19 protein-coding genes are annotated in these 20,384 nt (G+C 66.6%); 10 read left to right on the top strand and 9 right to left on the bottom strand.

Annotated elements, in window-relative coordinates; all coding sequences use genetic code 11:
- Positions 1-7: 7 nt before the first annotated feature.
- From RSW2DRAFT_RS00310 to RSW2DRAFT_RS00300, 3 genes are all read left to right on the top strand, one after another.
- Positions 8-973, top strand: a complete 966-nt coding sequence (locus RSW2DRAFT_RS00310) for an ABC transporter permease (RefSeq protein ID WP_008026873.1) — start codon at positions 8-10, stop codon at positions 971-973.
- An 88-nt stretch (positions 974-1,061) separates the two neighbouring features.
- The gene (locus tag RSW2DRAFT_RS00305) at positions 1,062-1,700 is read left to right on the top strand and encodes an SGNH/GDSL hydrolase family protein (protein ID WP_008026872.1); all 639 of its coding nucleotides are present in this window, start codon (positions 1,062-1,064) and stop codon (positions 1,698-1,700) included.
- Positions 1,701-1,712: 12 nt separating this feature from the next.
- Positions 1,713-2,165, top strand: a complete 453-nt coding sequence (locus tag RSW2DRAFT_RS00300; protein ID WP_008026870.1) for an RbsD/FucU family protein — start codon at positions 1,713-1,715, stop codon at positions 2,163-2,165.
- An 84-nt stretch (positions 2,166-2,249) separates the two neighbouring features.
- Here RSW2DRAFT_RS00300 and RSW2DRAFT_RS00295 read toward each other — a convergent pair whose 3' ends face one another.
- From RSW2DRAFT_RS00295 to RSW2DRAFT_RS00285, 3 genes are all read right to left on the bottom strand, one after another.
- On the bottom strand, positions 2,250-2,729 hold the full coding sequence (locus tag RSW2DRAFT_RS00295) for a hypothetical protein (protein ID WP_008026868.1): 480 nt from the start codon (positions 2,727-2,729) through the stop codon (positions 2,250-2,252).
- 439 nt (positions 2,730-3,168) lie between these two features.
- Positions 3,169-4,776 carry a GMC family oxidoreductase gene (locus tag RSW2DRAFT_RS00290; RefSeq protein WP_008026866.1) on the bottom strand — a complete coding sequence of 536 codons (1,608 nt, stop codon included), beginning with the start codon at positions 4,774-4,776 and terminating at the stop codon, positions 3,169-3,171.
- Between the two features lie 63 nt (positions 4,777-4,839).
- Positions 4,840-5,757: a LysR family transcriptional regulator gene (locus RSW2DRAFT_RS00285; RefSeq protein WP_008026865.1), complete on the bottom strand. Its 918-nt coding sequence runs from the start codon at positions 5,755-5,757 to the stop codon at positions 4,840-4,842.
- Positions 5,758-5,854: 97 nt separating this feature from the next.
- Between RSW2DRAFT_RS00285 and RSW2DRAFT_RS00280 the strand changes: the two genes are divergently transcribed.
- From RSW2DRAFT_RS00280 to RSW2DRAFT_RS00260, 5 genes are all read left to right on the top strand, one after another.
- The gene (locus RSW2DRAFT_RS00280; RefSeq protein ID WP_008026862.1) at positions 5,855-7,063 is read left to right on the top strand and encodes an acyl-CoA dehydrogenase; all 1,209 of its coding nucleotides are present in this window, start codon (positions 5,855-5,857) and stop codon (positions 7,061-7,063) included.
- A gap of 101 nt (positions 7,064-7,164) precedes the next feature.
- On the top strand, positions 7,165-9,354 hold the full coding sequence (locus RSW2DRAFT_RS00275) for a dehydrogenase E1 component subunit alpha/beta (protein ID WP_008026860.1): 2,190 nt from the start codon (positions 7,165-7,167) through the stop codon (positions 9,352-9,354).
- Entirely contained in the window at positions 9,351-10,373 is a 1,023-nt protein-coding gene (locus RSW2DRAFT_RS00270) for an ACP S-malonyltransferase (RefSeq protein WP_008026858.1), read from the top strand. The genes RSW2DRAFT_RS00275 and RSW2DRAFT_RS00270 overlap by 4 nt, the downstream gene beginning before the upstream one ends.
- An 8-nt stretch (positions 10,374-10,381) precedes the next feature.
- Complete coding sequence (amaB, locus tag RSW2DRAFT_RS00265) at positions 10,382-11,881, top strand: L-piperidine-6-carboxylate dehydrogenase (protein ID WP_008026856.1); 1,500 nt, start codon at positions 10,382-10,384, stop codon at positions 11,879-11,881.
- 13 nt (positions 11,882-11,894) lie between these two features.
- Positions 11,895-12,974 (top strand): saccharopine dehydrogenase family protein, encoded by a 1,080-nt coding sequence (locus tag RSW2DRAFT_RS00260; RefSeq protein WP_008026854.1) that lies wholly within the window; start codon positions 11,895-11,897, stop codon positions 12,972-12,974.
- Between the two features lie 49 nt (positions 12,975-13,023).
- Here the strand turns inward: RSW2DRAFT_RS00260 and lpxK are convergent, their stop codons facing one another.
- The 6 genes from lpxK to RSW2DRAFT_RS00230 form a co-directional block, all read right to left on the bottom strand.
- Positions 13,024-13,998 carry a tetraacyldisaccharide 4'-kinase gene (gene lpxK, locus RSW2DRAFT_RS00255; RefSeq protein ID WP_008026851.1) on the bottom strand — a complete coding sequence of 325 codons (975 nt, stop codon included), beginning with the start codon at positions 13,996-13,998 and terminating at the stop codon, positions 13,024-13,026.
- Positions 13,998-15,194 carry a 3-deoxy-D-manno-octulosonic acid transferase gene (locus tag RSW2DRAFT_RS00250; protein ID WP_008026849.1) on the bottom strand — a complete coding sequence of 399 codons (1,197 nt, stop codon included), beginning with the start codon at positions 15,192-15,194 and terminating at the stop codon, positions 13,998-14,000. Before RSW2DRAFT_RS00250 ends, lpxK begins: the two co-directional genes overlap by 1 nt.
- Before the next feature lie 12 nt (positions 15,195-15,206).
- Positions 15,207-15,452, bottom strand: coding sequence for a DUF4170 domain-containing protein (locus RSW2DRAFT_RS00245; protein WP_008026848.1), 246 nt, complete (start codon positions 15,450-15,452; stop codon positions 15,207-15,209).
- A 144-nt stretch (positions 15,453-15,596) separates the two neighbouring features.
- Complete coding sequence (locus tag RSW2DRAFT_RS00240) at positions 15,597-16,712, bottom strand: CaiB/BaiF CoA transferase family protein (protein WP_008026846.1); 1,116 nt, start codon at positions 16,710-16,712, stop codon at positions 15,597-15,599.
- A gap of 3 nt (positions 16,713-16,715) precedes the next feature.
- Positions 16,716-17,378 carry a DsbA family protein gene (locus tag RSW2DRAFT_RS00235; RefSeq protein WP_008026844.1) on the bottom strand — a complete coding sequence of 221 codons (663 nt, stop codon included), beginning with the start codon at positions 17,376-17,378 and terminating at the stop codon, positions 16,716-16,718.
- Positions 17,379-17,389: 11 nt separating this feature from the next.
- Entirely contained in the window at positions 17,390-17,932 is a 543-nt protein-coding gene (locus RSW2DRAFT_RS00230; RefSeq protein WP_008026842.1) for a DUF721 domain-containing protein, read from the bottom strand.
- A 101-nt stretch (positions 17,933-18,033) separates the two neighbouring features.
- Here RSW2DRAFT_RS00230 and RSW2DRAFT_RS00225 point away from each other — a divergent pair, with 101 nt between their 5' ends.
- A complete protein-coding gene (locus RSW2DRAFT_RS00225; protein ID WP_040671357.1) occupies positions 18,034-19,065 on the top strand; it encodes an A/G-specific adenine glycosylase in 1,032 nt (343 codons plus the stop codon).
- 46 nt (positions 19,066-19,111) lie between these two features.
- On the top strand, positions 19,112-20,290 hold the full coding sequence (locus RSW2DRAFT_RS00220) for an alkane 1-monooxygenase (protein ID WP_008026839.1): 1,179 nt from the start codon (positions 19,112-19,114) through the stop codon (positions 20,288-20,290).
- Positions 20,291-20,384: the final 94 nt, after the last annotated feature.

Below are 20,384 nucleotides of genomic sequence, written 5' to 3'. Positions count from 1 at the left end.
CCGACTGATGGCCCATTTCCTGCGCACTTACGGCACGCTTCTGGGCATGGTTCTGCTGGTGGGGTTCTTCTGGATCAGCCTGCCCGACACCTTCATGACCGCGCGCAACTGGCTGAACATCAGCCAGCAGGTGTCGATGCTGGCGGTGGTGGCGGCGGTGATGACGGTGGTGATGGTGATGGGCGATTTCGACCTGTCGGTGGGGTCGATGGCCTCGCTGGCGGGCGTGGTGGCGGCGGTGATGTTTGTCCAGGGGTTCGGCATCGCGGCGGGGGTGGCGGCGGCGCTGGCGGTGGGGCTGCTGGGCGGGCTGGTCAACGGACTGCTGGTCAGTTTGATCGGGATATTGCCGTTCGTGGCAACGCTGGCGACGCTGACGATGTATTCCGGCCTCGCCTTCGTGATCTCGGGCGGCAAGACCATCTTCGGGCGCGACATTCCGCAGGGCTTTGCCGATTTCGCCCGCGGCGGCATTGCACTGGGCGGCGACAAGCCGTTGGTGCTGCCTTACCTGACGCTGACCGCGCTGGCGGTGGTGGCGCTGGTCTGGCTGCTGCTGGAGCAGACCAGCTATGGCCGCCGTCTGTATGCCATTGGCGGCAATATGGAGGCGGCGCGGCTGGCCGGGGTGCGGGTGACCTGGCTGCGGCTGACCGCGTTCGGTTTCACCGGAGTGGGGGCGGCGGTGGCGGGGCTGATGTATGCGGCCCGTGTCGCCTCGGCCAACCCGACGCAGGGGGCTGGGCTGATGCTGAGTGCGATTGCGGCGGTGTTTCTGGGCATGACCATGGCCGAAAACGGCCAGCCGCGGGTGCTGGCCAGCCTGGCGGGCGTGGTGGTGCTGGGGGTGATGGACAATGGCCTGACCCAGATGCAGGTCGATAGCTATGTGCGCGAGGTGCTGGTGGGGCTGATCATCCTGCTGGCGGTGTCGATCTCGGCGCTGGGGCGGCGGGCGGTGACGGGGCGGTAGCCCAACGCTGAAGCGTGGACAGCGGAGCAAGGCGGCGCTAGCCTTGGGCTTGGGTCACAGGGCCGGGAACCGGGAAAGGTCGCAGATCATGCGCAGCCTGATGTGCTTTGGCGACAGCAACACCCATGGCACCATGCCGATGGCGGAATTGTCCGATATCGGGCGCTATGGCCGCGATCTGCGCTGGCCGGGGCTGCTGGCGCGGGCGCTGCCGGGCTGGCAGGTGATCGAGGAGGGGCATCCCGGCCGCACCACCCTGCATGACGACCCGGTGGAGGGGCCGCATCGCAACGGGTTGCGGCTGCTGCCTGCGCTGCTGGAATCGCACCGGCCCTTGGATCTGGTGATCCTGAAGCTGGGCACCAATGACCTGAAGGGGCGGTTCTCGGTCAATGCCACCGACATCGCGCTGTCGCTGGAAAAGCTGATCGCGGTGATCCGCGCCTCGGGTTGCGGGCCAGAGGGGGCGGCGCCTGCGGTGCTGCTGGTGGCGCCGCCGCCGATCCTGGAGGTCGGTTGTCTGGCCGAGATTTTCGAGGGCGGGGCGATCAAGTCGCAGGCACTGGGCGCGGCGCTGGCGCGGGTGGCGGTGCGGGCGGGCGTGCCGCTGGTCGATGCCGCCGATCATATCGCGGTGTCCGATCTGGACGGCATCCACTACGATGCGGGCGCCCATGCGGCGCTGGCCGAGGTGTTGGCGCAGGCGGTGCGGCAACAGTTTGCATGACAGGAGGACAGGATGCTGAAGGGACTCGACAACCGGCTGAACGCCGAGGTGCTGTTTGCGCTGCGGGCGATGGGGCATGGCGATACGCTGGTGATCGCCGACACCAACTTTCCCGCCGACAGCATCGCGCGGCAGACCGTGCTGGGCGAATTGCTGCGGATGGACAACCTGACCGCCGCGCAGGTGGCAGAGGCGGTGCTGTCGGTGCTGCCGCTGGACACCTTTGTCGATGATTTCGCCGGGCGGATGCAGGTGGTCGGCGCGCCATCGGAAATCCCCCAAGTGCAGGCCGAAGTGCAGGCCGCGGTGAACGCAGCCGAAGGCCGGCCGCGGCCGATGGTCGGCATCGAACGCTTCGATTTCTACGAACGCGCCAAGGGCGCCTATGCGGTGATCCAGTCGGGCGAGCGCCGGTTCTACGGCTGTTTCATCTTCCGCAAGGGCGTTATCCCACCCGAAGCCTGACCTGCCGCCCAAAAGCAAACGCCAGCCCCGCGAAGGGCTGGCGCTTTTCATTTACCAACGTGCAGGCCGAAGCCCGCCCCGCACTCAGGCGCGGGTTTTGTTGTAGTGGTGGAACACCATCGCGGCGGCCACACCGAACAGCACCTTGGAGGTCAGCGAGGCGGCGTAGGGCACGATCTCGACGAAGGCCGGGTTGACGATCGGCAGGATGACCAGGAAGTTCATCGCCCAGACCGCAACCAGCGCGCCGACAACGGCGACGAATTCGGTGACGGTGCCGGCCAGACGCGGGAAGGCGCGGCTGAACAGGGCGGCAACGGCGCCACCCAGAACCACGGCCAGCGCCATGTGGATCACCAGACCCAGAACCACGGCGAACGAGGCCGCTTCGGTGCCGGGGAACACGGTTTCGGCAATGCCGCGGGCCACGTCGCTGGAGGCGCCGCCTTGCAGTTGCAGGTAGATCGCGATCCAGGCGATTTCCGCAACGCCGCCCATGATACCGGCGATCAGGCCGACGCCCAGAATTTGCCGCGTGCTGCGGCCTTTGGTCATTGCTTGCATTCAACTGTCTCCTTGTTTCACGTCATGACGTGGGTTTGCTTGCGCAGATACAGGCTCGACCCTATGCCTCGGCACGGGCAGACCCTGTGCCGAACATGCGGTTCGATCAAGGTGCAGCGTGCTACCGTTGCCCGCCCGATGCAAGCCCTTCACGACAGCGGCACTGTCGCGGGAAGCCGATATGCGGGCCTTGACACCGATCAAGTGCCGCAGGATTGGGCGGCTTGCAGCGAAAGCTGGCTTGCGGCGGTTCGTCGCGCCCGGCGATTTGGCCCGAATCTCCGGGGGTTGACGGAATACAACGGTATGCGGTGGCGTGAAATTCCCCGGCAATTCGACATTTCGAATCAGCGGGTTGCCGAACCTTGCCGCCTGCGCGGGTCAATGTCGGCCCCAACTTCGGCCGGGGCGGCAAGGTCGGGCGGCGGATCAGGGCGGGTCAGGATGGCCGCCGCCGGATCATCTCGGCGGCGCGTTCTGCGATCATCACGCAGGCGGCATTGGTGTTGCCGCCGATCAGCCGCGGCATCACCGAGGCATCCACTACCCGCAGCCCCGCCAGGCCGCGCACCCTCAGCGCCGGATCGACCACCGCCAGCGCATCCTGCCCCATGCGGCAGGTGCCGACCGGGTGATAGATGGTGTCGGCGCGGGCGCGGATATCGGCCTCCAGGGCTGCATCCGAGCCGCCATGCGGATAAAGCCGTTTGCCGACCCAGGGGGCCAGCGCCGGGCTGGCCAGCAGGCTTTCGGTGATCCGGGCGCCGCGCATCAGCAGGGCCAGGTCGCGCGGGTCCGACAGAAACCCCGTGTCGATGCGCGGCGGGCTGGCGGGATTGGCATCAAGCAGCCCCACCGAGCCGCGGCTTTCGGGCCGCAACACGCAGACATGCGCCGAAAACCCGTCGGCCAGATGCAGCTTGCGCATGTGCTGATCGACGATGCCGATGACGAAATGCATCTGCAAATCCGGCACCGGCAGATCGGCGCGGGATTTCACGAAAGCCCCACCCTCGGCCATCGGCGAGGCGAACAGCCCGGCGCCGGTCTTGCGCCAGCGCCACCCGGCCTTGGCCAGCCGCCACAGCCCGCGCGGGTTCAGCCCGACCACATCGGGCCGTCGGGAGTGGTGGCTGATGGTGTAATCCAGATGGTCCTGCAGGTTCTGCCCCACGCCGGGCAACGCATGCGCAACAGCGATGCCATGCACGCGCAACTCCTGCTCCGGCCCGATGCCCGATCGCAGCAGCAGCGCGGGGGAGCCGAAGCTGCCCGCCGCCACGATCACCTCGCGTCGCGCCGTCAGGGATTTCTCCCCGTCGCGGGTCTGCACGATCAGGCCGGTGGCGCGACCCTCGGCAAGGGTGATGCGGTCCACCAGCGCCCCGGTCAGCACCGTCAGGTTGGGCCGCCGCATCACCTGATGCAGATAGGCCGCGGCGACCGAGCAGCGTTGGCCCTTGCGCGCACCCTGATGGAACTGCGTTACCTGATACAGCCCGGCGCCCTCCTGACTTGCACCGTTGAAATCGGGGTTGGTGGGAATTTGCACCTCGGCGCAGGCCCGCACGAAAGCTTCGGTGATCTTGCGCGGTGCCGACTGGTCGCAGACCTGCAATGGCCCGGTGGCACCGTGCAGGTCGTCTGCCCCGCGCGCATTGCCTTCGGAGCGGCGGAACCACGGCAGCACCGACTGCCAATCCCAGCCCTCGGCGCCCAGATCGGCCCATGCGTCAAAGTCGGACGGGTGGCCGCGCACATAGAGCATGGCGTTGATGGCAGAACTGCCCCCCAGCGCCTTGCCGCGTGGCTGAAACCCGCGCCGCCCGTTCAGACCGGCCTGCGGCACGGTGTGCAGCGCCCAGTTGTGGATTGGCGGCCGCCCCGGCACCATCGCCGCCACCATCGCCGGGGCGCGAATGAAAAAGCTGCGTCCCATGCCGCCCGCCTCGATCAGGCAGACTGTCACTCTGGGGTCTTCGCTCAACCTTGCGGCCAGCACGCAACCGGCCGAGCCGCCGCCGGCAATGATGTAATCGAATTGCATGCCGCCTCTCCCTGGCCGCAGGCTAGGCCATGACCCTGCACCGGGCAATTGTGACGTAACGCCCTAACGCGGCAGCATTTCCGCCCCGTCCGGTCCGGCCACCTCGGCCACCAGCCAGTCGCGGAATGCCACCAGCGGCGGATAACCCGCAGCGATGCCGGGCCACACCAGGTAATAGCTGCCCGTGCCCGGCACCGGGTCGCCCCAGGCATTGACCAGCCGCCCGTCCGCCAACTCGGCCTGCGCCAGAAATTCGGGCAGCAGCGCCACCCCCATGCCATAGATCGCCGCCTGGATCATCGGCGCGAATTGATCGAACAGCATCCCCTGCGGCACGGCGCCAGCAACCCCATGCCGGTGAAACCAGTTGCCCCAGGCATTGGGCCGGGTTTCCAGTTGCAGCAGCGGCAGCCCGATCAGATCGGACGCCTGCGCCACCGGATGCGTGGCAAGGTAGGCCGGCGCACAACAGGCCACCAGCGCCTCGTCGAACAGCTTGACCGACCCGGCATTGGGCCAGCTTTCGTCGCCAAAATGAATGGCGGCGTCAAAGCCTTCTTCGGCAAAATCGAACGGCTTCAGCCGCGTGCCCAGATTGATCGTCACCCCCGGATGCGCCGCCAGAAACCCCGGCAAACGCGGCGCCAGCCAGCGGGTGCCAAAGGTCGGCAGGATGGAAAGCGCCAGCGTGCCGCCCCCGGTGGCCGAGCGCACCCGCATGGCGCCGCGGCTGATCATGTCCATCGCCCGCGCCACCTCCCGCGCGTAAGCCAGCGCGCTTTCGGTCGGCACCAGCCGCCGCCCCTGCCGCAGAAACAGCGCCACACCAAGCTGCGCCTCAAGGTTCTGCACCAGCCGGCTGACCGCGCCCTGCGTCAGGTCCAGATCGCGCGCCGCCGCCAGGGTCGAGCCGGTGCGGCACACCGCTTCGAACGCCGCCAGCAGGCTGATCGAGGGCAGAAACCGTCGCGGCGTGGCCATCCTATGCGCTCCATGCATATATAAACGCCAGAATAGCGGTATTACCGGCCTGAACAATGGCCTATAAGGCATATCAACGCAGCCTGAAAGGTTCCCCATGGCCCTGAAACCCAAAGACGCCCCCGACCTTGGCCGATTCGACTGGGAAGACCCGTTCCGCCTGAACGACCAGCTCAGCGAAGACGAGCGGATGCTGCGCGACGCCGCCCGCAGCTATGCTCAAGACCGGCTGCAACCGCGCGTCACCAAGGCCTACCGCGAGGAAACCACCGACCCCGAGATTTTCCGCGAGATGGGCAACATGGGCCTTCTGGGCACCACCATCCCCGAGGAATACGGCGGGCTTGGCGCGTCCTATGTCGCCTATGGCCTGATCGCCCGCGAGGTCGAGCGGGTCGATAGCGGCTATCGCAGCATGATGTCGGTGCAGTCCTCGCTGGTGATGTATCCGATCTACGCCTACGGATCGGAAGCGCAGCGCCGCAAATACCTGCCGAAACTGGCGACCGGCGAATGGATCGGCTGTTTCGGCCTGACTGAACCGGATGCCGGGTCCGACCCCGCGGGGATGAAGACCGTGGCGCGCAAGACCGCCGGCGGCTACGTGCTGAACGGCGCCAAGATGTGGATTTCCAACGCGCCGATCGCCGACGTGTTCGTGGTCTGGGCCAAGTCCGAGGCGCATGGCGGCAAGATCCGTGGCTTTGTGCTCGACAAGGGCATGAAGGGGCTTTCGGCACCGAAGATCGGCGGCAAACTTTCCCTGCGCGCCTCGATCACCGGCGAGATCGTGATGAAGGATGTCGAGGTTGGCGAGGACGCTCTGCTGCCCGGCGTCGAAGGGCTGAAAGGTCCGTTCGGCTGCTTGAACCGCGCCCGCTATGGCATCGCCTGGGGCGTGCTGGGCGCCGCCGAATTCTGCCTGCACGCCGCCCGGCAATACGGGCTGGACCGCAAGCAGTTCAACCGTCCCCTGGCCCAGACCCAGCTTTACCAGTTGAAACTGGCCAACATGCTGACCGAAATTTCGCTGGGCCTGCAAGCCTGCCTGCGCGTCGGCCGGCTGATGGACGAGGCCAACGCCGCGCCCGAGATGATCAGCCTGATCAAGCGCAACAACTGCGGCAAGGCGCTCGACGCCGCCCGCGCCGCCCGCGACATGCACGGTGGCAACGGCATCCAGGAAGACTACCAGATCATGCGCCACATGGTGAACCTGGAAACCGTGAACACCTACGAAGGCACCCATGACGTGCACGCGCTGATCCTCGGCCGCGCCATCACCGGGCTGCAAGCTTTCTTCTGATTTCACCTTTGCCCAAATATCCCCGCCGGAGGCTCTGACGGACGGGCCGGGTGCCTCCGGCGGGGATATTTTCGCAAAGGTGAAGCTGCAAAGGGGTCCAGATGGATCGAGCCGCCATTGTTCATGAAAACTTCCTGCGGCGCGTGGCGGCGCGGGATTTTCCGGTTGGGAATCCTCCCGGCGGGCCGCTGACGCCTGTGCAGGCGGTGGCGATCTATCGTGCTGGTTGCCTCAGCCGCGCGCTGGATCGGCAAAGCCGGGCGATGCAGAAGGCGGGGCAGGGGTTCTATACCATCGGTTCCTCGGGGCACGAGGGGATGGCGGCGGTGGCGGCGGCGTTGCGGCCGACCGACATGGCGTTTCTGCATTACCGTGATGCCGCCTTCCAGATCGCGCGGGCGGATCAGGTGCCGGGGCAAAGCATCGCCTGGGACATGCTGCTGTCGTTTGCCGCCTCCTCTGAGGACCCGATTTCCGGCGGGCGGCACAAGGTGCTGGGGTCGCGCGCGCTGAACATCCCGCCGCAAACCTCGACCATCGCCAGCCATCTTCCGAAGGCAGTGGGGGCGGCCTATGCCATCGGTGCCGCAAAGCGGCGGCCACCCGAGCACAAGCAACTGCCCGACGATGCCATTGTAATGTGCAGCTTTGGCGATGCCTCGGCCAACCATTCCACCGCGCAGGGGGCGTTCAACACCGCAGGCTGGACCGCCTATCAGTCGATCCCGCTGCCCTTGCTTTTCGTCTGCGAAGACAATGGCATCGGCATTTCCACCAAGACCCCGAAAGGCTGGATCGAGGCCGGGTTTTCCGCCCGCCCCGGTCTGCAATACTTTGCCTGCGATGGTCTGGACATCTTCGAAACCTACCGCGTGGCGCAAGCCGCCGCGCAGTTCACCCGCCAGCGCCGCAAGCCCGCCTTTCTGCACATCCGCACCATCCGGCTTTACGGCCATGCCGGCGCCGACGTGCCCACCACCTATCTTTCGCGCGAGGAGGTCGAGGCCGAGGAGGCCAACGATCCCCTGCTGCACGCCGTGCGGTTGCTGGATCAGGCCGGGGCGTTGACCCCTGCCGAGGCCTTGGCGATCTACACCGAAACCAACGACCGGGTGGCACGGATCGCTGCCGAAGCCGTCACTCGGCCAAGGCTGAAAACCGCCGCCGATGTGATGGCCAGCCTCATTCCGCCCAAGCGCCCCTGCAAGCCCACCAACGGCCCGACGCCAGCGGCGCGCGAGGCGGCGTTTGGCGGCGATCTGCGGCAGATCGACGAGCCGCAGCCGATGAGCCGCATCCTCAACTGGGCGCTGACCGACCTGATGCTGGCGCACCCCGAAATCGTGATGATGGGCGAGGATGTCGGGCGCAAGGGCGGGGTCTATGGGGTGACGCAGAAGCTGCAGGCGCGCTTCGGGGCCGAGCGGATGATCGACACCTTGCTGGACGAGCAGTCTATCCTCGGTCTCGCTATCGGCATGGCGCAGAACGGATTCATCCCGATGCCCGAGATCCAGTTCCTGGCCTATCTGCACAATGCCGAAGACCAGATCAGGGGCGAGGCGGCGACCTTGCCGTTCTTCTCCAACGGGCAATACAGCAACCCGATGGTGCTGCGGATTGCCGGGCTGGGGTATCAGAAGGGCTTTGGCGGGCATTTCCACAACGACAATTCGGTGGCGGTGCTGCGGGATATTCCGGGGCTGATCCTCGCCATTCCGTCGAACGGTGCCGATGCCGCGATGATGCTTCGGACCTGCGTGCGGCTGGCGCGCGAGGAGCAGCGGCTGGTGGTGTTCCTTGAACCCATCGCGCTTTACCCGATGCGCGATCTGCATGCCGACAAGGACGGCGGCTGGATGCGTCGCTATCCGGCGCCTGATCGCAGCATTCCGCTGGGCGAGGTGGGGGTGACCGGCGATGGCGCCGATCTGGCCATCGTCAGCTTTGCCAACGGTCATTACCTTAGCCAGCAGGCGCTGCCGCGGCTGGAAGCCAAGGGCGTGAAGACCCGGCTGATCGACCTGCGCTGGATTTCGCCCCTGCCCGAAGCCTCGCTGTTGCAGGCGGTGCAGGGGTGTCAGAACATCCTGATCGTCGATGAAACCCGCCGTTCAGGTGGGGTGGCCGAGGCGCTGATGGCGGTGCTGGCCGAACGCACCGATACCAACACCGCCCGGCTGACCGCCGAGGACAGCTTCATCGCCACCGGCCCGGCCTATGCCGCCACCATGCCCTCGGCCGACAGCATCTATGCAGCAGCTTTGCAGTTGTTGGGAGTGCGGCCATGACCACCGCTGTCGTCATCTGCCCCGGTCGCGGCACCTATGGCAAGGCCGAGCTGGGCTATCTGGGCCGCCACTTCCCCGACCGCGCCCTGCTGGCCGGTTTCGATGCCCGCCGCACTGCCTTGGGGCAGGAAACCCTTTCGGCGCTGGATGGGGCAAGCGCCTATTCGGTGGCCCGCCATACCCGCGGCGACAATGCAAGCGGGCTGATCTATGCCGCCACGCTGGGCGATTTCCGCAGCCTGAGGGGCGTGGACGTGGTGGCGGTGACCGGCAATTCGATGGGCTGGTATTCGGCGCTGGCCTGTGCGGGCGCGCTGAGCGCCGAGGCCGGGTTTGATCTGGTCAACACCATGGGCACGCTGATGCAGGATCGGCTGATCGGCGGGCAGGTGATCTATCCGTTCGTCGGCGAGGACTGGCAGACCGACCCCGCACGCAAGGCAGAACTGCTTGGGATCGTTGTCGAAATCGGCACGCGCTCCGGTCATGCTCTGGCGCTTTCCATCGACCTTGGCGGCATGCTGGTGCTGGCGGGCAACGAGGCTGGCCTTGCGGCGTTCGAGGCGGCGGTGCCGCAATTGCAGGGCCGTTTCCCGATGCGGCTGGCCAATCACGCGGCCTTTCACACCGCCTTGCAGGCCCCCATTGCCGCCGAGGGTCGCGCTCGGCTGGAACCGGACCTGTTCGCCCAACCGAAGGCTCCGCTGATCGACGGGCGCGGTGCCATCTGGTGGCCGGGCGCCACCGATCCCGCGGCGCTGTGGGATTATACGCTGGGCCATCAGGTTACCGAGCCTTACGATTTCACCCGCGCCATTGCCATTGCCGCCCGCGAATTTGCCCCCGATCTGTTCATCATCCCCGGCCCCGGCACCACGCTGGGCGGGGCGGTGGCGCAGTCGCTGATCCTGGCCGATTGGCGCCACATGCACAGCAAGACCGATTTCCAGACATTGCAAACCGCCACGCCGCTGCTGGTCTCCATGGCCATGGACGACCAGCGCGCCACCGTCACATGAGGACAAAGATGACCCACGCCGCCACCCTGACCGCCGCCGGTTTCACCTCTGCCGAACTGACCGGCGGCACGCTGACCGTGCGCTCGCCGATCGACGGCGCCGAAGTGGCGCATATCACCGAAACGCGGGTCGAGGAGATGGGCGAGATCATCGCGCTCAGCCAGGCCGCCTTTCGCCAGTGGCGCGAGGTGCCCGCCCCGCGGCGCGGCGAGCTGGTGCGGCTGCTGGGCGAGGAACTGCGCGCCGCCAAAGCCGAACTGGGCGCGCTGGTGACGCTGGAAGTCGGCAAGATCACCTCGGAAGGTCTGGGCGAAGTGCAGGAGATGATCGACATCTGCGATTTCGCCGTGGGCCTTTCGCGGCAGATCTACGGGCTGACCATCGCCTCGGAGCGCCCCGGCCACCGGATGATGGAAACCTGGCACCCGATGGGGCCCTGCGGCATCATCTCGGCCTTCAACTTTCCGGTGGCGGTGTGGTCGTGGAACGCGGCACTGGCGCTGGTGTGCGGCGATCCGGTGATCTGGAAGCCGTCGGAAAAGACGCCGCTGACCGCCATGGCCTCGATGAAGATCATGGAGCGGGCGCTGGCGCGGTTCGGTGATGCGCCCGAGGGGCTGGTGCAACTGGTGATCGGCGGGCCGGCGATTGGCGAGGCGCTGGTGGCATCGAAGGACGTGCCGATCATTTCCGCCACCGGCTCCACCCGGATGGGGGCAATTGTCGGGCCGAAAGTGGCGGCGCGCTGGGGGCGGTCGATTCTGGAGCTTGGCGGCAACAACGCGATGATCGTGGCGCCCTCGGCCGACCTTGACATGGCGGTGCGGGCCATCGTGTTTTCGGCGGTGGGCACGGCGGGGCAACGCTGCACCAGCCTTCGCCGACTCATCGTTCACAAATCGATTCACAATGAACTGGTGGCGCGGCTGACCAAGGCTTACGCCAGCCTGCCGATCGGTGATCCGCGGGTGGGAACCACGCTGATCGGGCCGCTGGTGGACCATGCGTCGCGCGACCGGATGCTGGCGGCGCTGGCAGCGGCCAAGGCCGAGGGCGGCACGGTGCATGGCGGGCAAACCGTTTCCAGCGGTGTGCCGCAGGGCGGCGCCTACATCGCGCCCGCGCTGGTCGAGATGCCTGCGCAGACCGCAACGGTAAAAACCGAGACCTTCGCACCGATCCTTTATGTGCTGTCCTACGACGATTTCGCCGAAGCGATTGCCCTGCAGAACGACGTGCCGCAGGGGCTTTCAAGCTGCATCTTCACCCTGAACCTGCGCGAGGCCGAGGCGTTCCTGACCGCCGCGGGTTCCGATTGCGGCATTGCCAACGTCAATATCGGGCCGTCGGGGGCCGAGATCGGCGGGGCGTTCGGCGGTGAAAAGGAAACCGGCGGCGGGCGCGAAAGCGGCTCGGATGCCTGGCGCGGCTATATGCGGCGGCAGACCAACACCATCAACTATTCCGCGCACCTGCCGTTGGCGCAGGGCGTGAAATTCGATTTCTGAAGGGGAATCCATCATGGCGTTCAACAAGATAGCCGTTCTCGGCCTGGGCAAGGTCGGCCATCTGGCCGCTGAATTGCTGCACGAGGCCGGGTTCACCGTTACCGGCATCGACACCCGTGCGCTGCCCGGCGCGCCCTTCCCGACGCAAGTGGCCGACCTGACCACTGCCACCGGTTTGCAGGATGCCCTCAAGGGCCAGCAGGCGGTGCTGTCCTGCCTGCCCTACCATCTGAACATCGGGGTCAGTTCCGCCGCACACGCGCTGGGCCTGCACTATTTCGACCTGACCGAGGACGTGCCGACCACCCGCCACATCCGCGAACTGGCCAAGACCGCCAAGGGCGTGATGGCACCGCAATGCGGCCTGGCGCCCGGCTTCGTCGGCATCGTCGCCGCCGATCTGGCGCATCAGTTCGACAAGGTGCGCTCGATCCGGCTGCGGGTCGGCGCGCTGCCGCAGAACCCCACCGGCCTGTTGGCCTATGCCTTCAACTGGTCACCCGAAGGCGTGGTGAACGAATACCTGAACGATTGTGAGGTTATCGAGGAAGGCGTGTTGAAAACCGTCTCGGCGATGGAATGGCTGGAGACGATCTATGTCGATGGCATGCAGTTGGAGGCCTTCACCACCTCGGGCGGGCTGGGCACCATGTGCGAAACCTTCGCGGGCGTGATCGAAAACCTCGACTACAAGACCATGCGCTATCCCGGCCACATGGCGCTGATGAACTTCTTCTTCCACGAGCTGCTGATGCGGGAAAACCGCGCCGATGCCGGGCGGATTCTGACCCATGCCAAGCCCCCCGTCGATGCCGATGTGGTGTATTTCCACGTTGCTGCCGAGGGCTGGCAGAACGGCCAGTTGCACCGCCACGAATTCGTGCGCTCGTATTACCCGTTGCAGATTGGCGGCAAGTCGCGCACCGCGATTGCCTGGACCACCTCGGCCTCGGTGGTGGCGGTGATCGAGATGGTGCGGGCGGGGGCGCTGCCGTTGCAGGGCTTCATCAAGCAGGAAGAGATTCCGCTGGCGCCCTATCTGGCCACCCAGACCGGCAATTACTACAACATCGGCCACCGCAGCCGACGGTAAAGACGCGAGTCAGGCGGCAAAACCGGTATCCACTTTTGCCTGACCCGCTTTAATGCGCACCAATCCGGGAAAGGGCGGCGTCCAGCGGCGCCCAATCGTCCAGCACCAGCCGCACCGGCAGGGTCAGCACCTTGGGGCGAAAGCTGGCGGGCAGGCGCACGGCGTCTTTCTCGGTGGTGACAAGCTGCGCGCCCAGCATTGTCGCCTCGACCTCCAGCCGCGACAGCAGGCGGCTGGACAGCGGCTGGTGATCCTCCAGCGCCTGCGCCCGCACCAGCACGGCACCTTCGGCCCGCAGGCTGGCAAAGAACTTCTCCGGCTGGCCGATGCCGGCAAAAGCCAGCAGCCGCTCGCCTTGCCAGTCCATGCCCATCTGCAAGGTTTCCAGCCGCCCGGTCAGCCGCGGCACCGGGGCGTCAAGGCGAGCGGCGAAGCTGGCCTGATCCTCGGGGCTGCCGATCGACAGCAGGAAATCGGCGCGCGCAAGGCCCACCGAAACCGGCTCGCGCAGCGGCCCCGCGGGGATGCACCGCTGGTTGCCAAAGCCGCGGGCGGCATCGACCACCACGATGGACAGCGATTTCTGCACCGAGGGGTTCTGAAAGCCATCGTCCAGCAGGATCGCCCGGGCTCCTGCCGCTTCGGCGGCCTTCACCCCTGCCGCCCGATCGCGTGCCACCCAGGTCGGGCCGAAGGCGGCCAGCAGCAGCGGCTCGTCCCCGACATCGGCCGCCGAGTGGCGCAGGGGGTCCACCAGCAGCGGCCCCGCCAGCCGCCCGCCATAGCCGCGCGTCACCACCTGCGCACCGGGCAGGTGCTGGATCAGCGCGATGGCGGTGGGGGTCTTGCCGGTGCCGCCGACATTCAGATTGCCGATGCAGATCACCGGCACCGCAGCGTGATAACCGGGCTGGCGCAACCGGCGCGCGGTGGCGGCACCGTAGGCCCAGCCCAAGGGGGCCAGCAGCCGCGCCCACAGATGCGGGCGCTCGGGCGGGGTTTGCCAGAACGCCGGTTGCGCCATCAGTCCTCTCCCAGCGTGCGACGGATCAGCTCCAGCACCCGGTCGGTCACATCCACCCCGTCAGAAGCCACGCTCCAGGCCGCCTGTGCCAGCCGCGCCGCCCGGTCGGGCGACAACAGATCGCCCAAAGCCTCGGCCATGTCGTTGGCCGAAGCCACCAGCCGCGCCGCCCGCGCCGCCCCAAGCCGCCCGAACACCGCACCGTAAGCCCCGGGCCGCGGGCCGTGGATGATGCCAGACCCCAGGGCCGCCGCCTGCAACGGGTCGGTCAGGCAGCCGCTGCCATAGAGGCTGCCGCCCAGAAAGGTGATCGGTGCCAGCCGATACCACAAGCCGTTTTCCGACGCCGTATCAGCGATGTAAACTGCGGTTTCGGCGTCGGGTTCCTGATCGGCGGCGCGGCGGGCCACCGCCCAGCCCTCGGCCTCTTCCATCCGGCGGGCAAGCTCGCCAGCCCGCGACGGGTCTTGCGGCACGATGATCAGCAAAAGTCGATGCGCCAGCCGCAACGCCGCATGATGCGCCGCGATCACCGCGTCCTCCTCGGCTGGCGGCAGACCGACCGCCAGCCAGACCGGACGGGTGCTGATCACCCTTGCCAGCGCCGCACGCTCGGCCTCGGTGCAGCGCAGGGCGGCGCTGCCCTCCTCCATCCGGCCGGACAGCTTGATCTGCGTGGGCGTGGCGCCCGCCTTGCGAAAGGCGCGGGCGGCAGCCTCGTCGCGCACCAGAACATATTGAAAACAGGCCAGACTGCTGCGGACAAGGCCGGGATACCAGCCGGCGCGCTCGCGCTGGAAATGCGGGGCGCGGCCATCAACCATCAGCAAGGGCACCTGCCGGGCCCGCGCCTCCAACAGCAGCGCCGGGCGCAACTCGCCCTCGGCCATCAGCGCGATGTCGGGCTTCCAGTGGTCCAGAAACGCCCGCGCATCGGGTTGCGTATCGGGCGGCGGCGGCTGGATGATCACGCCCGGAATAGGTGCCACCGGCACGCCGCAGGTCAACAGCACCGGGTGGCCATCCTCGTGCAGCAGCCGCCGCGCCAGTTCGGCCATCGACCTGGCATCATCGGCTTGTGGCGCGTGCAACCAGATCAGCCGCCCGGCGGGGCGCGGCGGGGCAGGTTCGGGCGCGGCCACGGTTTCGCGCCGCGCCGACATGCCGTAAAGCGTCAGGCCAAGCGAGTTTGCCATTCCGGCCCTGCGTCAGTCGCCCATTTCCTCGGTCGAGGAGGCAACCTCGGCCTCGTCGCGAAGGCGGTGGATATGGGCGATGAAATAGCGCATGTGGGCATCATCGACGCTGTGCTGGGCGGCCTTTTTCCAGGCGTTGAAGGCCAGGGCATAGTTCGGATACATGCCGACGATGTCGATGGCGTTCACATCCTTGAACACGTTCTTCGACGGATCGACAAGTTCGCCACCAAAGACAAGGTGCAGGCGTTGGGACATCGGGTGCTCTCCGGCAAGGTATATCGCCGGGCAACCTAACGCATGGTCTGGCAAAGTTAAAGCCGCGCTGGTGGCAGGTGCCGGCCAAGAGTTTTCGAAAACTCTTGGAAAATCCTTCGAAGGATTTTCGGCCGGTCTGTGGGGCTACTGCGGTTCCTGATCGGCCCCCAGTTTCGGCGCTGGTCGGTCCAGCGCCAGTTCCGCCCCTGAAAACGTGAAGGGCGAGCGCAGGCCCGGGATGCCGCCCAGATCAAGCTGCAAGCCGCGGTGCACCACCTGGGGGTCGGCAAACACCTCGGCCAGATCGTTGATCGGGCCTGCGGGCACCCCTGCGGCTTCGCAGGCGGCCAGCAGGTCGGCCTTGGCGCGCAACCGGGTGGCGGCGGTCAGCTCGCGGGTCAGCTCGGCGCGGTTGGCCACCCGGTCGGCGTTGGTCTGGTAGGGTTCCGACGCCAGTTCCGGCAAGCCCAGCAAGCCGCACAGCCGCTGATACTGCCCGTCATTGCCGGTGGCGATGATGATCCAGCCATCGGCACATTCGAACACCGCATAGGGCGTCAGGTTGGGGTGGGCGTTGCCCATGCGGTTCGGTGCCACTCCGGTCGCCAGATAATTCATCGCCTGATTGGCCATGATGCTGGTCGCCACATCCAGCAGCGCCATGTCGATCTGCTGGCCGACGCCGGTGGTCGCCCGCTGATGCAGCGCCGCCAGAATAGCCGTGGCAGCATAGACGCCGGTGAAGATGTCGGTCACCGCCACCCCCACCTTTTCCGGCGGGCCATCGGGTTCGCCGGTGACACTCATCAGCCCCGACATGCCCTGAATGATGAAATCATAACCGGCGCGGTGGGCGTAAGGCCCGGTCTGGCCGAAACCGGTGATGGAACAATAGACCAGCCGCGGGTTCACCGCGCGCAGGCTGGCGTAATCGAGGCCGTATTTCGCCAGTCCCCCCACCTTGAAATTCTCGATCACCACATCGGCATCGGCCACCAACGCCCGCACCAGCGCCTGCCCCTCCGGCGTGCGGAAATCGCAAACCACCGAGCGTTTGCCGCGGTTGGTGGCATGGAAATAGGCCGCCGAGCGTTCGCCTTCATGGTCGATGAAGGGCGGGCCCCAGCGGCGGGTGTCATCGCCTTCCGGTGCCTCGACCTTGATCACCTCGGCACCCAGATCGGCCAGCGTCTGCCCGGCCCAGGGGCCAGCCAGAATCCGCGCCAACTCGACGACCTTTACCCCCGCCAGCGGCGTCATGGCTTACTTGGCCAGTTCGGCGTCAAGGATCGGCTTCAGCTCGGCATAGCTCATGTTCTGGTATTTGGTGCCGTTGATGATCAGCGATGGCGTTCCTTCGATGCCGTCCGCCTCCATGTTGGCCTGGAAGGCGGTGACCATCGCCATCGCCATGTCGTTGTCGTTCAGGCAAGCCTCCATGGTGGCATCGTCCATCCCCGCGGCGCGGCCGATGGTTTTCAACTGGTCCACCACGGCGGTGGCATCGGAAAACGCCGCCCATTCCTTTTGGGTTTCGAACATCATGCCGCTGATGCCGAAGTAGCGCATCTCGCCGCCGCAGCGCGCGATCATCGACGCCCAGAGGCCGTATTTGTCGAAATACACCTCGCGGAAGATGAAACGCACCTTGCCGGTGTCGATGTAATCGGCCTTCAGCGGCTTGAACACGTCCTCGTGGAAATGCGCGCAATGCGGGCAGGTGTAGGAGGCGTATTCGGTGACAGTCACCTTGGCGTCCGGATTGCCGATGGCAAGCTCTGGCACGGCGGGCACTACGGGGGCCGGGGTGGTGGCGGTGTCCTGTGCCCGTGCGGCAGAGGTCAGGGCCTGCGGGGCGGCGGCCAACAGCCCCAGCGTCGTGGTCAGGGCCAGCGCCAGCGCGGTGGAGCCGAGTGTCTTGATCATGTCTTGCCTCTTCATGCTTTGGGGCGAGTTAAGATGTTTTGCGCCAGCGCTTCAAGGGCGGCGCGCAGGGTATCGTCATGCACACCGGCCGCAGAGGCGGCGGCGGCTTTGGCAATCGCCGGGTCGGCCGGTTTCGGCTCGGGTTTCGGCGCCGGGGTGAAACTGGCCTGGCCTTCGGCAAAGCCGGTGGCGGCGGTTTGCGTCAGGCTGATGCGGGCGATGGCGGCATAGCCGTAGCAGGCGTTCACCCGGTCCTTGATCTGCGGCAGTTGCATCTGCACCATCGGCGCTTCGGCGGCGCGGGTCAGCAGGGTCAGGGTGGCCCCCATGCCCTCGCGGGTGTGGCCGACCTTGACCGGGCGGGTGATGCGCGCCAGATCGGCGCCGACAATCTCGGGCCAGTGGGTCAACAGCCGGGTCATGGCAAAGCCGCGCGATTCGCCCGCCGCCCGGATGCGGTCTTTCAGCAGGCCGACAGCCGGTTCGAAGCCGCGCATCCGGCGGCCCGATGACGGGTAGCTTGGGGGGGTCGGCGGGCTGGGCGCGCGGGCCATCTGGCAAATTCCTTTTCCGGCCCTATCCTATGCAGACTGCGGGCAGGCTGGCCAGACCATTGGCAGGGCAGGGGGCATAAACATTGCGTGACGATCGGGTGATGACGGCGGGGGTGGCTCTGCTGGCATGGTATGACCGCGCCGCCCGGGTGCTGCCCTGGCGGGTTTCGCCTGGCGACCGCGCTTTGGGCGTGCGCCCCGATCCCTACCGGGTCTGGCTGTCCGAGGTGATGTTGCAGCAGACCACGGTGGCGGCGGTGCAGGGCTATTTTCACCGCTTCACCACGCGCTGGCCGGATGTGGCAGCACTCGCGGCGGCGGCAGATGCCGAGGTGATGGCCGAATGGGCCGGGCTTGGCTATTACGCCCGCGCCCGCAACCTGCTGGCCTGCGCCCGTGCTGTGGTGGCCGACCACGGCGGGCAGTTTCCGAGCCGCCGCGAAGCTTTGCAGGCGTTGCCCGGCATCGGCCCCTATACCGCCGCAGCAATTGCCGCCATCGCCCATGACGCGGCGGAAGTGGTGGTGGATGGCAATGTCGAACGGGTGATGGCGCGGCTTTTCGCGCATCCCGAACCGATGCCAGCCGCGAAACCGGCGCTGATCGGGCTTGCCGCCCAATTCACCCCCAGGCTGCGCCCCGGCGACCATGCGCAGGCGGTGATGGACCTTGGCGCCACCATCTGCACCCCGCGCAACCCGACCTGCCCGGATTGCCCGCTGGCGGAGTTTTGTGCCGCCTGTGCCATGGGCCTGCAAGCCGAACTGCCGCGCAAGCTTGCCAAGCCCGAGAAACCCATCCGGCAGGGCGTGGTCTGGATCGCCCGCCGCGCCGATGGCGCCTGGCTGCTGGAGCAACGCCCCGAGCGTGGGCTTCTGGGTGGCATGCTGGGTTGGCCCGGCACCGGCTGGGATGGCAGCGATGCCGCGCCGCCGCTGGACGCCGACTGGCAGGCGGCAGGCGAGGTGCGACATACCTTCACGCATTTCCACCTGACCCTGACCGTACTGCATGCTGAAACGCCCCAGAACGCCACCCCCGACCGTGGCTGCTTTCTTGGCGCCAACGCCTTTCGCCCCGCCGATCTGCCGACGCTGATGCGCAAGGCCCATGCAGCGATTGGCCACAGTTGAGTGCCCCGGCCACAGGCGTAGGCTGCCAAAAACCCCGGAGGTTGCCATGACCACCATACCCGATCCTGCGCCAAAGCCCGTCCCCGCCCCCGTGAACGAATTTGCCCAGTTCAAATCGGCCCGCCCCTACTGGCTGTCGCTTGGGCTGGTGCCGCTGATCATCCTCGCCGCCACGCAAGGCGGCTGGTGGCTGCTGCTGCCGCCGATCTATGGCTGGACCATGGTCACGGTGATGGACGCGATCTTCGGGCTGAACCTGAAGAACCCCGACCCAGAAACCCCCGAGGCCGACCTTTACTGGTATCGGCTGCTGACGCTGATCTGGTTCCCGATCCAGTTCCTGACGATCTATGGCGCGCTGTGGTGGGTGACCAATACCGCGGTGCTGAGCGGCTGGGAGAAGGTTGGCCTGTTCTTCGGCATCGGCGTGATGTCGGGCGTGGTCGGCATCGTCTATTCGCATGAGCTGATGCACCAGCGCACCAAACTGGAACGCTGGCTGGCCGACCTGTTGCTGGCGACCGTGCTGTATAGCCATTTCCGCACCGAGCACCTGCTGGTGCATCACTGGTATGTCGGCACCCGCCGCGATGCGGTGACGGCGCGCTATAACGAGGGGTTCCACCGCTATTTCTGGCGCATCCTGAAGGAATGTCCGCAATCGGCGTGGAAGGCGGAAAAGCTGATGCTGGCCCGTGCCGGGCGCAAGGTGCAGCACCTGTCCAACCCGTTCTGGCGTTATGCCGGGCTGCAATTTCTGGCGCTGGCGCTGGCGGTGTGGATCGGCGGTCTTGCGGGGCTGCTGCTGTTCCTGTTCCAGGCCGGGGTGGCTATCTGGCAGCTTGAACTGACCAATTACGTCGAACACTACGGCCTGACCCGGCAATATCTGGGCGAGAGCCGCTATGAACATGTGCTGCCGCGCCATTCGTGGAACGCCTCGCACAAGGCGTCGAACTGGCTGCTGATCAACCTGCAACGCCATTCCGACCACCACTACAAGCCGGAACGCCGCTTCCCCTTGCTGCAAACCTATTCCGAGGATGAGGCGCCACAACTGCCCTTCGGCTATCCGGTGATGACGACGCTGGCGATGATTCCCCCGCTGTGGCGGCGGCGGATGAACCCGCGGGTGCGGGCATGGCGACGCAAGTATTACCCCGATATCCAGGATTGGAGCGCCTACAACAAGGCCGAGAATCCCGATCCCGTCGGCTCGGTGTAACGCGGGCTGGCGCTTGGAAAACCTGCGGTGATGTGATTTGCTTTGGCGCAGAGGCCGGGCAAAGCGCTGCGCATGTCCTGCACATGCGCGTCGT

This window comes from Rhodobacter ferrooxidans, from assembly GCF_000176015.1.
GTDB classification, from domain to species: Bacteria; Pseudomonadota; Alphaproteobacteria; order Rhodobacterales; family Rhodobacteraceae; genus Pseudorhodobacter_B; species Pseudorhodobacter_B ferrooxidans.
This window is presented reverse-complemented; position numbering and strand designations above follow the sequence as displayed.

Coding starts and splice junctions, on each gene's coding strand:
- RSW2DRAFT_RS00310 (WP_008026873.1), top strand. CDS start 8: ATGGCCCATTTCCTGCGCACTTACGGCACGCTTCTGGGCATGGTTCTG.
- RSW2DRAFT_RS00305 (WP_008026872.1), top strand. CDS start 1,062: ATGCGCAGCCTGATGTGCTTTGGCGACAGCAACACCCATGGCACCATG.
- RSW2DRAFT_RS00300 (WP_008026870.1), top strand. CDS start 1,713: ATGCTGAAGGGACTCGACAACCGGCTGAACGCCGAGGTGCTGTTTGCG.
- RSW2DRAFT_RS00295 (WP_008026868.1), bottom strand. CDS start 2,729: ATGCAAGCAATGACCAAAGGCCGCAGCACGCGGCAAATTCTGGGCGTC.
- RSW2DRAFT_RS00290 (WP_008026866.1), bottom strand. CDS start 4,776: ATGCAATTCGATTACATCATTGCCGGCGGCGGCTCGGCCGGTTGCGTG.
- RSW2DRAFT_RS00285 (WP_008026865.1), bottom strand. CDS start 5,757: ATGGCCACGCCGCGACGGTTTCTGCCCTCGATCAGCCTGCTGGCGGCG.
- RSW2DRAFT_RS00280 (WP_008026862.1), top strand. CDS start 5,855: ATGGCCCTGAAACCCAAAGACGCCCCCGACCTTGGCCGATTCGACTGG.
- RSW2DRAFT_RS00275 (WP_008026860.1), top strand. CDS start 7,165: ATGGATCGAGCCGCCATTGTTCATGAAAACTTCCTGCGGCGCGTGGCG.
- RSW2DRAFT_RS00270 (WP_008026858.1), top strand. CDS start 9,351: ATGACCACCGCTGTCGTCATCTGCCCCGGTCGCGGCACCTATGGCAAG.
- amaB (WP_008026856.1), top strand. CDS start 10,382: ATGACCCACGCCGCCACCCTGACCGCCGCCGGTTTCACCTCTGCCGAA.
- RSW2DRAFT_RS00260 (WP_008026854.1), top strand. CDS start 11,895: ATGGCGTTCAACAAGATAGCCGTTCTCGGCCTGGGCAAGGTCGGCCAT.
- lpxK (WP_008026851.1), bottom strand. CDS start 13,998: ATGGCGCAACCGGCGTTCTGGCAAACCCCGCCCGAGCGCCCGCATCTG.
- RSW2DRAFT_RS00250 (WP_008026849.1), bottom strand. CDS start 15,194: ATGGCAAACTCGCTTGGCCTGACGCTTTACGGCATGTCGGCGCGGCGC.
- RSW2DRAFT_RS00245 (WP_008026848.1), bottom strand. CDS start 15,452: ATGTCCCAACGCCTGCACCTTGTCTTTGGTGGCGAACTTGTCGATCCG.
- RSW2DRAFT_RS00240 (WP_008026846.1), bottom strand. CDS start 16,712: ATGACGCCGCTGGCGGGGGTAAAGGTCGTCGAGTTGGCGCGGATTCTG.
- RSW2DRAFT_RS00235 (WP_008026844.1), bottom strand. CDS start 17,378: ATGATCAAGACACTCGGCTCCACCGCGCTGGCGCTGGCCCTGACCACG.
- RSW2DRAFT_RS00230 (WP_008026842.1), bottom strand. CDS start 17,932: ATGGCCCGCGCGCCCAGCCCGCCGACCCCCCCAAGCTACCCGTCATCG.
- RSW2DRAFT_RS00225 (WP_040671357.1), top strand. CDS start 18,034: ATGACGGCGGGGGTGGCTCTGCTGGCATGGTATGACCGCGCCGCCCGG.
- RSW2DRAFT_RS00220 (WP_008026839.1), top strand. CDS start 19,112: ATGACCACCATACCCGATCCTGCGCCAAAGCCCGTCCCCGCCCCCGTG.